This window comes from Streptomyces griseoluteus, from assembly GCF_004784465.1.
In the GTDB taxonomy this organism is placed as follows: Bacteria; Actinomycetota; Actinomycetes; order Streptomycetales; family Streptomycetaceae; genus Streptomyces; species Streptomyces griseoluteus.
In genome coordinates this window covers 1091-14724 of sequence record NZ_SRRU01000007.1, presented here as the reverse complement: position 1 = coordinate 14724, position 13634 = coordinate 1091, and the positions used below count along the sequence as shown (strand labels likewise).

Annotated in this window: 13 protein-coding genes; 2 read left to right on the top strand and 11 right to left on the bottom strand. The window is 74.2% G+C overall.

Features of this window, described 5'->3' with window-relative positions:
• Positions 1–31: 31 nt before the first annotated feature.
• From E5082_RS19480 to E5082_RS19455, 6 genes are all read right to left on the bottom strand, one after another.
• Complete coding sequence (locus tag E5082_RS19480) at positions 32–1168, bottom strand: glycosyltransferase family 4 protein (protein WP_135792540.1); 1137 nt, start codon at positions 1166–1168, stop codon at positions 32–34.
• 300 nt (positions 1169–1468) lie between these two features.
• Positions 1469–2215 carry a hypothetical protein gene (locus tag E5082_RS19475; protein ID WP_135792539.1) on the bottom strand — a complete coding sequence of 249 codons (747 nt, stop codon included), beginning with the start codon at positions 2213–2215 and terminating at the stop codon, positions 1469–1471.
• A 4-nt stretch (positions 2216–2219) separates the two neighbouring features.
• Positions 2220–3938 carry a DNA repair protein RecN gene (gene recN, locus E5082_RS19470; RefSeq protein WP_135792843.1) on the bottom strand — a complete coding sequence of 573 codons (1719 nt, stop codon included), beginning with the start codon at positions 3936–3938 and terminating at the stop codon, positions 2220–2222.
• A gap of 63 nt (positions 3939–4001) precedes the next feature.
• On the bottom strand, positions 4002–4919 hold the full coding sequence (locus E5082_RS19465; RefSeq protein WP_030812355.1) for an NAD kinase: 918 nt from the start codon (positions 4917–4919) through the stop codon (positions 4002–4004).
• Positions 4916–5731, bottom strand: coding sequence for a TlyA family RNA methyltransferase (locus tag E5082_RS19460; RefSeq protein ID WP_135792538.1), 816 nt, complete (start codon positions 5729–5731; stop codon positions 4916–4918). The genes E5082_RS19465 and E5082_RS19460 overlap by 4 nt, the downstream gene beginning before the upstream one ends.
• Before the next feature lie 59 nt (positions 5732–5790).
• Positions 5791–6042: a hypothetical protein gene (locus tag E5082_RS19455; RefSeq protein ID WP_135792537.1), complete on the bottom strand. Its 252-nt coding sequence runs from the start codon at positions 6040–6042 to the stop codon at positions 5791–5793.
• Between the two features lie 42 nt (positions 6043–6084).
• On the opposite strand from E5082_RS19455, the gene E5082_RS19450 reads away from it, so the two are divergent.
• Complete coding sequence (locus E5082_RS19450; RefSeq protein WP_135792536.1) at positions 6085–6432, top strand: sterol-binding protein; 348 nt, start codon at positions 6085–6087, stop codon at positions 6430–6432.
• Here E5082_RS19450 and E5082_RS19445 read toward each other — a convergent pair.
• The 4 genes from E5082_RS19445 to E5082_RS19430 are packed head-to-tail and all read right to left on the bottom strand — an operon-like array spanning position 6416 to position 10451.
• On the bottom strand, positions 6416–7282 hold the full coding sequence (locus E5082_RS19445; protein WP_135792535.1) for an ABC transporter ATP-binding protein: 867 nt from the start codon (positions 7280–7282) through the stop codon (positions 6416–6418). The two genes, E5082_RS19450 and E5082_RS19445, sit on opposite strands and share 17 nt — an antisense overlap.
• Positions 7279–8325 carry a FecCD family ABC transporter permease gene (locus E5082_RS19440; protein WP_135792534.1) on the bottom strand — a complete coding sequence of 349 codons (1047 nt, stop codon included), beginning with the start codon at positions 8323–8325 and terminating at the stop codon, positions 7279–7281. Before E5082_RS19440 ends, E5082_RS19445 begins: the two co-directional genes overlap by 4 nt.
• Positions 8322–9365 (bottom strand): FecCD family ABC transporter permease, encoded by a 1044-nt coding sequence (locus E5082_RS19435; RefSeq protein ID WP_135792533.1) that lies wholly within the window; start codon positions 9363–9365, stop codon positions 8322–8324. The genes E5082_RS19440 and E5082_RS19435 overlap by 4 nt, the downstream gene beginning before the upstream one ends.
• A 57-nt stretch (positions 9366–9422) precedes the next feature.
• On the bottom strand, positions 9423–10451 hold the full coding sequence (locus E5082_RS19430; RefSeq protein ID WP_135792532.1) for an HAD-IIA family hydrolase: 1029 nt from the start codon (positions 10449–10451) through the stop codon (positions 9423–9425).
• A 72-nt stretch (positions 10452–10523) separates the two neighbouring features.
• Between E5082_RS19430 and E5082_RS19425 the strand changes: the two genes are divergently transcribed.
• Complete coding sequence (locus E5082_RS19425; RefSeq protein ID WP_135792531.1) at positions 10524–11807, top strand: DUF1015 family protein; 1284 nt, start codon at positions 10524–10526, stop codon at positions 11805–11807.
• Between the two features lie 87 nt (positions 11808–11894).
• Here E5082_RS19425 and E5082_RS19420 read toward each other — a convergent pair whose 3' ends face one another.
• Positions 11895–12767: a tetratricopeptide repeat protein gene (locus E5082_RS19420; RefSeq protein ID WP_135792842.1), complete on the bottom strand. Its 873-nt coding sequence runs from the start codon at positions 12765–12767 to the stop codon at positions 11895–11897.
• Positions 12768–13634 lie beyond the last annotated feature (867 nt).

Sequence of the window (13634 nt, the reverse complement as noted above, 5' to 3'; positions counted from 1 at the left end):
GTCCCGCCTGGCTCGCGACGCCTGGCACGCCCTAGAGGAGCGCCAGCGGCTGGGTCAACTCGTCGTAGATGCTGAGTACTTGGGCGATCGTGTCGTCCTCGGTGGGCCAGCCGGCCGCCTGGCGGATGCCGCGTTCGGTGAGCCGCTCGCACCGTTCGGGGTCGGCGAGGAGGGCGGTGACGGTGTCGGCGAGGGCGCGGGAGTCGCCGTAGGGGACGAGGGCGGCGGCGTCGCCGACGAGGTCCGGGACGCCGCCGACAGCGGTGGCGACCAGGGGGACGCGGGCGTGCAGGGCCTCTTGCGCGAAGAGGGGGCGGGACTCCCAGCGGCTGGTGAGCAGGGCGAGGTCGGCGGCGGCGAGCAGGCCGGGCACGTCGTCGCGGACGCCGAGCAGCCGGACGGGCAACTCCTCGTCGGTGATGCGCTGTTGCAGCTCGGCGCGGAGCGGCCCCTCGCCCGCGATCAGAGTGAGCGGCTGCGGGTCGAGGCCGCTCCAGCGGCGGGCGGCGTCCAGCAGCACGCGGTAGCCCCGGTGCCGGTCGAGGGAGCCGACGGCGAGGAGCAACGGGCGGCCGGTGGCGCCGAGTTCGGCGCGGAGCTTGGCAGAGGGGCGGTCCGGGTCCCCCGCTGCGGCGGGCCGGGGTCGGCCGGGCAGGGCCATCGCGCCGAGCCGGGCGTCCCGCGCGCCGGTGCGGCGGGCCCGGTCGACCAGGGCGGAGCTGGTGCCGAGGACCACGGCGGCCGTCCGCGCCACGCGCCGCTCCAGCAGCCTCAGCAGATGCGCCCGCGCGCCCTCGGCGTGCGCCCGGTCGTGCCAGGTGACGACCAGCGGGGTCGCCCGCCCGCCGAGCGCCAGCGCGGCCCGGAAGGAGGCGTGCAGTCCGTGGGCGTGCACCAGGTCGGCGTCCGCGCAGGCCGCCCGGAGCCGGCCCACGGCCGCCGGGTCGCTGCTGCGGGGCACCGGAACGTGGTCGGCGCCGGTGCCCCGGAAGTCGTACGCGTGATCGGCCTCGGCCGGGGCGCAGACGGTGACCCGGACGCCCCGCGCGACCAGCCCCTCGGCCAGGGAGCGCACATGGGCGCTGCTCCCGGCGTTGCCGCCGCCGAGCACCTGCACGGTACGCAGCGAGGACTGGCCGTGCGGGGCGTTGCTGCTCACGGGGGTCACTGAGGCCGGGACTCCTGGGTCGGGGCGGGGTCGGTCGGGGGAGGTACGGAGCGGTCACGAGGACGTACAGAAGGTAGCGAACGGCGAAACGCCGGAAGCGGGGCACGACGGGCCGCGCGGGCCCCCGCCCGAAGGCGGCACACCGTCAAGCATGCCAGTACGTACGGCTGTTCCGGGAAATCCCGCCGGAGCCGGCGGGCGGGGCACGATGGCAATGCGCCGGCGCATCTCACCCGTACGAGTGAGAGCGGCCGTCGGCCCGGCGGAGCCGGCCGGCGTGCGTACCGCGAGGTCAGCGGCTCACAGCGCCCGCGCCCAGGCGGACACCCGGTCCCCGTGCACGGTGGCGGCGACCACGGCGACGGCGTGCACGAGAAGGCCCGCGCGCCCGCTGGCCGAAACGACGGCGGTGCCGAGCGCCGCGCCCAGGGCGTGCGCGCCGGTGTCGCCGAGCATGGCCCGCTCCCCCAGGTCCTCGGGGAGCACGGCGGCGGCCCCGCCCGCCGTGACGGCGGCCAGCGCGCCGCCCGTCCCGCTGCGGGCGAGCCCCGGCGCCGCGAGCGCGAGCACGGCGCCCGCCGCGCGGCCGGGGCGTACGTCGAGCAGGTTGGCGGTGTGCGCGGCGCCCGCGATGACGACGCCCGCGAGCAGCCGGTCCAGCGGCCGCTCCTTCAGCAGGGTCCCGGCGGCCAGCGCGGCGGCGGAGATGCCGAACAGCTTGACCGCACCGGAGGTGACTTCGCCGGTACGCAGGGCGCCGAGGTGGGCGCCGAAGCCCCGGCGGGGGTCGTCGGCGCCCGCGATGTCGTCGTAGGCGCCGCAGGCTCCGGCGGCCAGTACGGCGAGCCCGGCCGCCGGGTGGACCCGGGCGGCGGCGAGCGCGGTGGCGGCGGCGCTCGCGGGCCCGGCGTACAGCTCGACGGTGCGGCCCGCGTGGTTCTTCCGTTCCCAGCGGTCCCGGCCGCCCGGCGCACGGTGCCGGAGCACCGCCGTCAGACCCCGGGTGAGCAGCGCCGAGGTGAGCAGGGCGGCGACACGGGACGTCACCGCCTCAGTCCTCCGCGCGGGCGGTGGCGAGGAGTTCCTCGGCGTGGGCGCGGGCGGCCTCGGAGTCCTCCTGGCCGGCCAGCATGCGGGACAGCTCGCGGACGCGGTCCTCGCCCTCCAGGACCTTCACACCGGACCGGGTGACCGAACCGTCGTTGGTCTTCTCCACCAGCAGCTGCCGGTCGGCGAACGCGGCGACCTGCGGAAGGTGGGTGACCACGACGACCTGGGCGGTCCGGGCGAGCTTCGCCAGCCGCCGCCCGATCTCCACGGCCGCCTTGCCGCCGACCCCGGCGTCCACCTCGTCGAAGAGGTACGTCGGCACCGGGTCGGTGCCCGCGAACACCACCTCCACGGCGAGCATCACGCGGGACAGCTCACCGCCGGAGGCGCCCTTGGCGATGGGCCGGGGCGGGGCGCCGGGGTGCGGGGCGAGCAGCAGCTCGACCTCGTCGACCCCGGTGGGCCCGTAGGCGACCGTACGGCCGCCGGCCTCGATGCCGTCGGGGTCCTCGGTCTGCCGGATGTCGAAGGAGACCCGCGCGTGCGGCATCGCCAGCGAGGCCAGTTCGGCGGTGACGGCGGCGGCGAACCGCTCGGCCGCCTCGGTGCGGGCCTTGGTCAACGTCTCGGCGAGCGCGCCCAGTTCGATGCCCAGGGCGTCGCGCTCGGCGGTGAGTTCACCGATCCGCTCGTCGTCGCCGTCCAGCTCGGTGAGCCGGGCGGCGCTCTGCTCGCCCCAGGCCAGCACGGCGCCGATGTCCTCGCCGTACTTGCGGGTCAGCGCGGTCAGCGCGGCCCGGCGCTCCTCGACCGCGGCCAGCCGCAGCGGGTCGGCGTCCAGGTCGGAGGCGTATCCGGCCAGCTCACCGGCGACGTCGGCGAGGAGGATGCCGATCTCCCCGATCCGGTCGGTGAGCGCGGCCAGCGCCGGGTCGTGGGCCCGGACCGCCTCCAGGGCCCGGTGGGCACCCGCGACCAGGGTGGAGGCGTCGATGCCCTCCGGGTCCTCGGGGTTGCCCGCCAGGGCGGCGTGCGCGGCGGTGGCCGCGGCGGCCAGCGCCTCGGCGTGCCCGAGCCGCTCCGCCTCCTCGGCGAGTTCGGTGTCCTCCCCCGCGCGGGGTTCCACGGCGGCGATCTCGTCCAGGCCGTACCGCAGCAGGTCGGCCTCCTGGGCGCGCTCGCGGGCGCGGGTGACGATCTCGTCCAGCTCGGCGGCGACGGCCCGCAGCCGCCGGTACGCCTCGGTGTACGCGGCCAGCGGGCCGGAGACGGCCTCGCCCGCGTACCGGTCCAGGGCCTGCCGCTGCCGGGACAGCTTGAGCAGGCCCTGCTGGTCGGTCTGGCCGTGCACGGCCACCAGTTCGTCGGCCAGCTCGGCGAGCAGCCCCACCGGCACGCTTCGCCCGCCGAGATGCGCGCGGGAGCGGCCCTCGGCGGAGACGGTACGGCTGATCAGCAGGGCGCCGTCGTCCAGCTCGGCCCCCGCCTCCTCGGCGCGTACGACGGCGGAGGCGCCGGCGGTCAGGGCGATCCGCCCCTCCACCACCGCCTTGCCCGCACCGATCCGTACGAGCGCCGGGTCGGCGCGTCCACCGAGCAGCAGGCCCAGGCTGGTGACCACCATGGTCTTGCCCGCGCCCGTCTCACCGGTGACCGCGGTGAACCCCGGCGACAGCTCGACCACGGCGTCGTCGATGACCCCGAGCGACCGTATCCGCATCTCCTCCAACACGGAACAGACCTTACGAGGTCCGGGGCGTGCCGCGCACACGGGCCGCCGCTGTCACTCCGAGGAGTGGTCCCGGGCGCCGCGCCAGCCTGTGGTCGGCAGGGCGAACTTCGCCACCAGCCGGTCGGTGAAGGAGGCGTGGTGCAGCCGGGCGAGCCGGACCGGCACCGCGCCGCGCCGGACCTCGACCCGCGCGCCGGGCGGCAGCTCGATGGTGCGGCGGCCGTCGCACCACAGCACGCCCGGCGGGACGTGCGGGAGCACCTCGACGGCGAGGACCGAGTCGGGGGAGGTGACCAGCGGCTTCGCGAACAGGGCGTGCGCGCTGATCGGCACCATGAGCAGCGCCTCCACCTCGGGCCACACCACCGGTCCGCCGGCGGAGAAGGCGTAGGCGGTGGAGCCGGTGGGGGTGGAGAGCACGATGCCGTCGCAGCCGAATGCGGTGACCGGACGGCCGTCGATCTCCAGCACCACTTCGAGCATCTTCTCGGCGGACACCTTCTGCACGGCCGCCTCGTTCAGCGCCCAGTCGGTGTGCACGATGTCACCGTTGCGGTGCACGACGACGTCGATGGTCATGCGCTCCTCGACCTCGTAGGAGCGGGCCACCACCCGGTCCACCACCCGGTCCAGGTCGTCCCGCTCGGCCTCGGCGAGGAAGCCGACGCTGCCGAGGTTGACGCCCAGCATCGGCACCCCGGAGGCGCGGGCGAACTCGGCGCCGCGCAGCAGGGTGCCGTCACCGCCGAGGACGATGAGCAGTTCGCAGCCGTCGAGTGACTGCGGTGTCGCCTCCTTGACGAGTTCCACCTCGCCCGGCAGCGGCAGGTCGCACGCCTCCTCCTCCAGCACCCGCACCCCGATGCCGGACCGCAGCAGTCCCTTGACCACGAGTTCCGCACTGCGGATCGCCGCGGGACGCCCGGTGTGGGCGAGCAGGAAAACAGTACGCGCTCGGTTCTGTGTCAACGCGGCCCCTCCGCCACTGCACGATCGATGTCGGCCGGGTCGATCTCGGGGGCTCCGGCACGCAGCCAGAGAAAGTACTCGACGTTGCCGGACGGGCCCGGAAGCGGACTCGCGGTGACTCCTCGCACCCCGAGACCCAGCTCCCACGCCTTGTCGGCCACCCCGCGCACGGCCTCCGCCCGCAGTTGCGGACTCCGTACGACACCCCCGCTGCCCAGCCGCTCCTTACCCACCTCGAACTGCGGTTTCACCATCATCACCAGATCCGCGTCCGGCGTCACGCACCGCTTGAGGGCGGGCAGCACCAGATGGAGCGGGATGAAGGACAGATCGCCCACCACCAGGTCCACCGGCTTCCCGTCGATCCCGTCCAGCGTCAACTCGCGTACGTTCGTACGGTCCTTGACGACGACCCGTTCATCGTTCCGGAGAGACCAGGCGAGTTGTCCGTATCCGACGTCCACGGCGACGACCTGGGCGGCGCCCGCGCGCAGCAGGACGTCGGTGAAGCCGCCGGTCGAGGCGCCGGCGTCCAGGGCACGGCGGCCCTCGACCACGAGGCCCCGGGGGACGAAGACGGCGAGGGCGCCGGCGAGCTTGTGGCCGCCGCGCGAGACGTAGTCGGGGTCGGAGTCGTCGCTCAGCACCACGATCGCGGCGGCCGTCTCCACCTGGGTGGCCGGCTTGGTCGCCACGGTCTTGCCGACGGTGACCCGTCCCGCGGCGATCAACTGGCTGGCGTGCTCGCGCGAGCGCGCCAGCTTGCGGCGGACCAGTTCCGCGTCGAGACGGCGGCGTGCGACTCCTGCCACGTTCGGTTCAGCTCCTGCTCAGGTCTTCGTGCGTCGGTACGGGCGGTGCGGGCGTGGCCTCACCGGGGGGCGGGTGCCGGATGGTCCGGGCGGGCGTCGAGCGCGTCCAGCGCGTCGCGCAGCCCCCGGTGTACATCCTCGTACACGCCGAGGTGTCCCTCGGTGGGCAGGTGGTCAGCGTCGGCCAGCCGGGCCAGGCGGGCGTCCACCCCGGCGTCCCCGGTGGGGTTGCGGGGGACGGCAAGCGGCGCCGGGGCCGCGGGATCGGACTCGGGCGCCGGGGGCCCGGACTCGGGCGCGGACTCGCTCATGCCCAGACGCTACCCCGAACGCCTGGGGTACCGTCGTGCGCGATGGCCACGATCGAGGAGTGCCGTGCGGCACTGGAGAAGCTTTCGGACAGCATGAGCGGCGCCGAGGGCGACGTCGGCGCGGCCGCCGCGCTGGACCGCTCGGTGAGCTGCCATGTCACCGATCTGGACGTCACCTTCGCCGGCCGCATGAGAGGCGGCCGGATCGAGGTGGCCGAGACCCTGCCGGGCCCGCCCGGGGAGCGGGCCCAGATCCGGCTGGCGCTGACCGGGGACGACCTGGTGGCCCTGGTGGACGGCGAGCTGAACTTCGCCTCCGCCTGGGGTTCGGGCCGGGTCAGGCTGGAGGCGGGTCTGATGGACCTGTTCCGGCTCAGGAAGCTGCTGTGACCTTCGCCGTCCGCGCCTTGCGGGCGGCGGGCACGACCAGCGGGGTCCCGGTCTCGGGGTCGTCGATGACCTGGCATCGCAGCCCGAAGACCCGCTCGACCAGGCCGGCGGTGACGATCTCCTTCGGCGCGCCCTCCGCGATGACCTCGCCGCCCCCCAGGGCGATGAGGTGCGTGGCGTAGCGCGCCGCGTGGTTGAGGTCGTGCAGGACGGCGACCAGGGTGCGCCCCTGCGTCTCGTGCAGCTCGGCACAGAGGTCCAGCACGTCGATCTGGTGCTGGATGTCGAGATAGGTGGTCGGTTCGTCCAGGAGCAGCAGCGGGGTCTGCTGGGCGAGGGCCATGGCGATCCAGACGCGCTGGCGCTGGCCGCCGGAGAGTTCGTCCACGTACCGCTCGGCGAGTTCCGCGACGCCGGTCTGCGCCATGGACTCCTGGACCACCCGCTCGTCCTCGGCCGACCACTGGCGCAGCAGCCCCTGGTGCGGGTAGCGGCCCCGGCCGACCAGGTCGGCGACGGTGATGCCGTCGGGCGCGATGGAGGACTGCGGGAGCAGGCCCAGGGTGCGGGCGACCTTCTTGGCGGGCAGCGACTGGATGGCCTGCCCGTCGAGCAGCACCTGGCCCTCGGCCGGCTTCAGCATCCGCGACAGCGCCCGCAGCAGGGTGGACTTGCCGCACGCGTTGGGGCCGACGATCACGGTGAAGGAGTTGTCGGGAATCTCCACCGACAGCCGCTCGGCGATGACGCGCTGTTCGTAGGCGAGGGTGACGTTCTCGGCGGACAGGCGATTCACGGTGCTGGTACTCCTCGGGGTGTTCGGCTTCGGTCCGCTCGTTGCGGTGCTCATACCCGGCCCGCCCGGCGCTCGCCGACCAGCAGCCACAGCAGGTAGGCGCCGCCGACGACACCGGTGACCACGCCGACGGGCAGCTGGTCGGCGCCGAAGAGACGCTGGCAGAGCCAGTCGGCGGTGACCAGCAGACCGGCGCCCATGCACAGGGACGGTACGAGGTTGGGGCCCGGCGAGCGGGTCAGCCGCCGGGCGAGCTGCGGCGCGGTGAGGGCGACGAAGCCGACGGGGCCCGCGGCGGCGGTGGCGGCGGCGGTGAGCAGGACGGCGCCGGCCATCAGCACCAGCCGTACCCGGTGCACCCGCACCCCGAGGGCGTACGCCACGTCGTCGCCCATCTCCAGCATCCTGAGGCCCCGCCCGCCCGCGAGGACGACGGGGACGACGACCGCGCACAGGATCAGCAGCGGCCAGACCTGGGTCCAGTCCCGGCCGCTGAGGGAGCCGGTCATCCACACCACCGCGCGGGCGGCGTCGACGATGTCGGCCTTGGTGATCAGGTAGCTGTTGACGGCGGTGAGCACGGCGGAGACGCCGATGCCGACCAGGACCAGCCGGTATCCGTGCACCCCCTGCTTCCAGGCGAGCAGATAGATACCGAGGCCCGTGACCAGGCCGCCGACCAGCGCGCCCGCGGTCACGGCGGCGGCGCTGCCGGAGAACAGCACGATCATCACCAGGGCGCCCGCGGTGGAGCCCTGGGCGAGGCCGAGCACGTCGGGGCTGCCCAGCGGGTTGCGGGAGATCGACTGGAACAGCGCCCCGCCGAGCCCCAGCGACGCGCCGACCAGCAGTCCGACCAGCAGCCGGGGCAGCCGCAGTTCGTTGACGATGAAGTCCTGGTACGGGTTGCCGTTCCCGGCGAGGGTCCGCAGCACGTCCATGGCGGGGATGTGGGCGTCGCCGGTGCCGATCAGTGCCACGCCCGCGGCGAGCACGGCGACCAGCAGCAGGACGACGACGATCAGGGAGCGCAGGTCCAGGCGCAGCGAGAGCCCGCCGGGGGTGCGCACCGCACGGCTCCGGGAGAGTGTCTTCACAGCTGCGCCGTCCTCCGCCGTCGTACGAGAAAGATGAAGACCGGTCCGCCGATCAGCGCGGTGATGACGCCGACCTGGATCTCGGCGGGCCGGGCGACGAGCCGGCCGACGATGTCGGCGCCGAGCAGCAGCACGGGCGACAGCACGGCGGCGTACGGAAGAATCCAGCGCAGGTCGGGCCCGGTGAAGGAGCGCACCACGTGCGGCACCATCAGGCCGACGAACATGACCGGGCCGCAGGAGGCGGTCGCGGCGCCGCACAGCACGGTCGCCGCCAGCATGGCCAGCGCGCGGGTGCGGTTGAGGTGGGCGCCGAGCGCGCGGGCGGTGTCGTCGCCCATCTCCATGGCGTTCAGCGGCCGGGCCAGGGCGAGCGAGAGGACCATGCCGGCCAGCAGGAACGGCAGCACCTGGACGATGGTCCGGTCGTCGGCGGAGTCCAGCGAGCCGACGGTCCAGAAGCGCATCCGGGACAGCGCCTCGTCGTCCGTGATCATCACGGCCTGGAGGTACCCGTACAGCGCGGCTCCGATCGCGGTGCCGGCCAGCGCGAGCCGTACCGGGGTGGCACCCCGCGTGCCGCCGAGGAACCACACCAGCGCGCCCACGGCGGCCGCACCGGCGAAGGCGAACCAGACGTAACCGCTGAGCGAGGTCACGCCGAAGAAGGTGATGGCGGTGACGACGGCCGCCGAGGCACCCGCGTTGATGCCGAGCAGGCCGGGGTCGGCCAGCGGGTTGCGGGTGAGCGCCTGGAGCACCGAGCCGGACAGCCCGAACGCGGCCCCGGCCAGCAGACCGAGGACGGTCCGGGAGATCCGGTCCCGTACGACGATGTCGGCGTAGGTCCCGCTGTCGTGGAACAGCCCGTGCCAGACGAGGTCCGGCGCCAGCGACTTGGCGCCGACTCCGATACTCGCCATGGCGACGAACACCAGCAGCACGACGGCCAGGAGCAGCCCGAGGGCGCGCGCCAGCTGTCGCTTCGGGGGCGCGGGGGCGGTTTCCGCGCGCTGTTCCGGACGACTCTCGACCAACACGCGGTTAGGTTAGCCTATCCTGCTATTCGGTCTCGATCCCGCCCAGCCGGCGGAGCCTCAGAGTCCCAGCCTGGCCAGCGCCTTCTCGGCGTCCAGCCCGCAGGTGCCGTCCCCGGCCGCCGTCCAGGCCGCCGCGCACAGCGCCCGCAGACCGTCCAGCTCGGCCCCCTCGCCCGACAGCTCCAGGTGGCCCGAACCGGCCGTGGCGGTCCAGCCCCCGCAGCGGAAGCCCTCGCCGTCCTCCGTCACCTCCGGCTGACCGGTGAGCAGGCCGCGCAGATCGGCGTCGACATAGGTCGGCCGGTGCTGCGGGGGCGCGGCGAGCAACTGGGCGCCGTCGGTGACGCCGGTCAGCACCAGCAGTGAGTCGACCCCGCCGTTGCAGGCACCCTCGATGTCGGTGTCCAGCCGGTCCCCGACCACCAGCGGCCGCTTGGCGCCGGTGCGCAGGATGGTCTCCTTGTGCATGGGGGGCAGCGGCTTGCCCGCCACCTGCGGCTCGGCACCGGTCGCGATCCGGACGACCTGCACGGCCGCGCCGTTGCCCGGCGCGATGCCCCGCCCGCTCGGGATGGTCAGGTCGGTGTTGGACGCGAACCACGGCACCCCGCGCGCCACCGCGTACGACGCCTCCGCGAAGCGTCCCCACGGGAAGTCGGGGCCGCCGTACCCCTGCGCCACCGCCGCCGGGTCGTCGTCCGCCGAGTCCACCGGGGTCAGCCCGCGCTCGCGCAGTGCCACCCGCAGCCCCTCGCCGCCGATCACCAGCACCTTCGCCCCGGCCGGCACCTGCTCGCTGATCAGCCGGGCCACCGCCTGCGCGGAGGTGATCACGTCCTCCGCGCCCGTCGGTATGCCCAGCTCGGTGAGGTGCCCGGCCACCGCGTCCGGGGTGCGCAGCGCGTTGTTGGTGACGTACGCGAGGTGCATGCCGTCGGCACGGGCTTCGGCCAGCGAGTCCACGGCGTGCGCGATGGCCTCACCGCCCGCGTACACCACCCCGTCCAGGTCGAGCAGCGCCGTGTCGTACGCCTCGTGCAGGGGCCGCTCACTGCCTTCGGGGCTCGTCCTGACGCTCCGGCTCATCCGTATCGCTCCTCGTTCGACGCTCTTTCCCCCGATCATCCCGCAACGCGCCCGCACACGTACGATGCCGGGATGAACATCGCAGGTCACTCGGAAGCAATGGCGCCCCGAGGTCTGGAACTCACCCCGTTCCGCGGCCTTCGTTACGACCCCCAACGGGTCGGCAGTCTGGCCTCCGTCACCTCCCCGCCGTACGACGTGGTGGTACGCCCCGACGGCCTGCACCACCTCCAGGACGCCGACCCGTACAACATCGTCCGGCTGATCCTGCCCCAGGCCGACACGCCCGAGATCCGGAACGAACAGGCCGCCGACACCCTGCGCCGCTGGCTCGCCTCGGGCATCCTCGCCCCCGACCCGGTCCCCGCCCTGTACGTGTACGAGCAGCAGGACGTGGACGGACTGCTCCAGCGCGGTGTCATCGGCGCCCTGCGGGTCTCGGAACCGGAGGACGGCGTCGTCCTCCCCCACGAGGACGTGATGGACCCGGTGGTAGCCGACCGCGCCGGCCTGATGCGAGCCACCCGCGCCAACCTGGAACCCCTGCTGCTGACCTACCGCGGCGACGGCGCCACCTCCGAGGCCGTCGAGCGCACGGCGAAGCTCCCGCCCCTGCTGACGACCACCACCGAGGACGGCGTACGGCACCGCCTGTGGAACCTCACCGACCCGGCCGAGCTGGCCCTGGTCCGCGAGGACCTCGCCCAGCACCAGGCCCTCATCGCCGACGGCCATCACCGCTGGGCCACCTACCGCCTGCTCCGCGCCGAGCAGCCCTCCCCCGGCCCCTGGGACCTGGGCCTGGTCCTGCTGGTCGACACCGTCCGCTATCCGCTGCGCGTCCGCGCCATCCACCGCCTGCTGCACGGCCTGCCGGTGGCGGACGCCCTGGCCGCCGTGGGCGACCTGTTCCGGGTACGGCACCTCGCGGTCCCGCTGCCCGAGGCGCTGGAGGCGCTCGCGGAGGCGGCCGCGGAGGGCAACGCCTTCCTGCTCGCGGGCGACGGCGGCTTCCACCTGCTGGACCGCCCGGACCAGGCTCTGCTGGACCGCACGGTCCCGGCCGGCCACCCGCCCGCCTGGCGCTCCCTGGACGCGACGGTCCTGCACGCCGTGCTCCTCGAGCACGTCTGGCGCGTCCCCGAGGACTCCCCCGCGCACATCGCCTACATCCACGACACGGCGGCCACCGTCGACAAGGCGGAACGCGGCGGGGGCACGGCGGTGCTGCTGCACCCGGTGCGCGAGGAGGTCGTGCGCGAGCTGGCCCGGCAGGGGGTGACGATGCCGCGCAAGTCGACGTCGTTCGGCCCGAAGCCGGCGTCGGGGCTGGTGCTGCGGATGGTGGACATCTGAGGGCCGCTCCGGCTGGTTCCGGGCACGAAAAAAGGGCGGGACCGCCGGGGTCCCGCCCTTCATTCGTGTGCTGCCACGCCGCCGGGATCAGTCCTCGGTGGTGTCCTTGGTGTCCTTGATCTGGACGATCCCCGGCTCGTCGGCCTCGGGCGCTTCCTCGGCCGTCGGCTCGTCCTCGTCCGTCGGCTCGTCCTCGGCGGCGGGCTCGTCGTCCGTGGTGGTGTTCTCGTCCACCACGACCGTCACCACGGTCTCGGTCTCCGCGTCGTCCTCGTCCATGGCGTCGACGAACTCGACACCGTCCAGCTCGGCCAGCCGGTCGGAGGCGTCGGTGCTGCCGTCGCGGTCGGCCTCGACGGCCTTGGCGAACCACTCCCGCGCCTCGCCCTCCCGGCCGACGGCCAGCAGGGCGTCCGCGTAGGCGTAGCGCAGACGGGCGGTCCAGGGCTGGATGGAGTTGGAGGCCAGCTCCGGGCTCTGGAGGGTGACGATGGCCGCGTCGAGCTGGTCCATGTCACGCCGGGCACCGGCGGCGACGAGCCGCATCTCGACCTGGCCGGCCTTGTCCAGCTTCTGCACCTCGGGGGCACCCGCCATGTCCAGCGCCTTCTCCGGACGCCCGAGCCCACGCTCGCAGTCGGCCATCACGGGCCACAGCTCGGTGTTGCCGGTCATCCGGCGGGCGGCACGGAACTCGGCCAGGGCCTCGCTGTACTTCTGGGTCGCGTAGGCGGCGAAGCCGGCGGCCTCACGGACCGCGGCCACACGGGACGCCAGACGCAGGGCCACCCTGGAGTAGCCGTAGGCCCCCTCGGGGTCCTCGTCGATGAGCCGCGCGACCATCACCAGGTTCCTGGCGACATCCTCGGCGAGCGTCTTCGGGAGGCTCTGCAGCTCCTGGCGGACGTCCTTGTCGATCTCGTCGCCGGTGACGTCGTCCGGGATCGGGAGGCGCTTGATCGGCTCGCGGTCGCGGTCCCGCTCGTCACGGCCCCGGTATCCACCACGGTCGTCCCGGCGGTCGTCACGACCCCGGTACCCACCGCGCTCGCCCGGCCGGGCGCCACGGTCGTCACGGCCCCGGTATCCCCCACGGTCGCCGCCACGGTCGTCCCGGCCACGGAAGCCGCCCCGGTCCCCACCACGGCTGTCGTCACGACGGAACCCACCACGGTCGCCGCCACCCCGGCGGTCGTCGTCGCGACGGAAGGAGGGACGGTCGCCGGAGCGCTCGTCGCGGCGGAACGACGGGCGGTCGCCGCCACGGTCATCGCGGCCACGGAAGCCACCACGGTCGTCACCACGACGGTCGTCGCGGCGGAAGTCGCCACGGCTGTCGTCACGACGGAACGAAGGGCGGTCACCGGAACGCTCGTCACGACGGAAGGACGGACGGTCCCCACCACGACGGTCGTCGTCACGGCGGAAGGACGGGCGGTCGCTGCCACGGTCATCGCGGCCACGGAAGCCACCACGGTCGTCACCACGACGGTCATCACGGCGGTCGTCGCGGCGGAAGTCGCCACGGCTGTCGTCACGACGGAACGAGGGGCGGTCACCGGAACGCTCATCGCGGCGGAAGGACGGACGGTCCCCACCACGACGGTCGTCATCGCGGCGGAAGGACGGGCGGTCACCGGAGCGCTCGTCGCGGCGGAACGAGGGGCGGTCGCCGCCACGGTCGTCACGGCCGCGGAATCCACCACGGTCGTCACCACGACGGTCATCACGGCGGTCGTCGCGGCGGAAGTCGCCACGGCTGTCGTCACGACGGAACGAGGGGCGGTCACCGGAACGCTCATCGCGGCGGAAGGACGGACGGTCCCC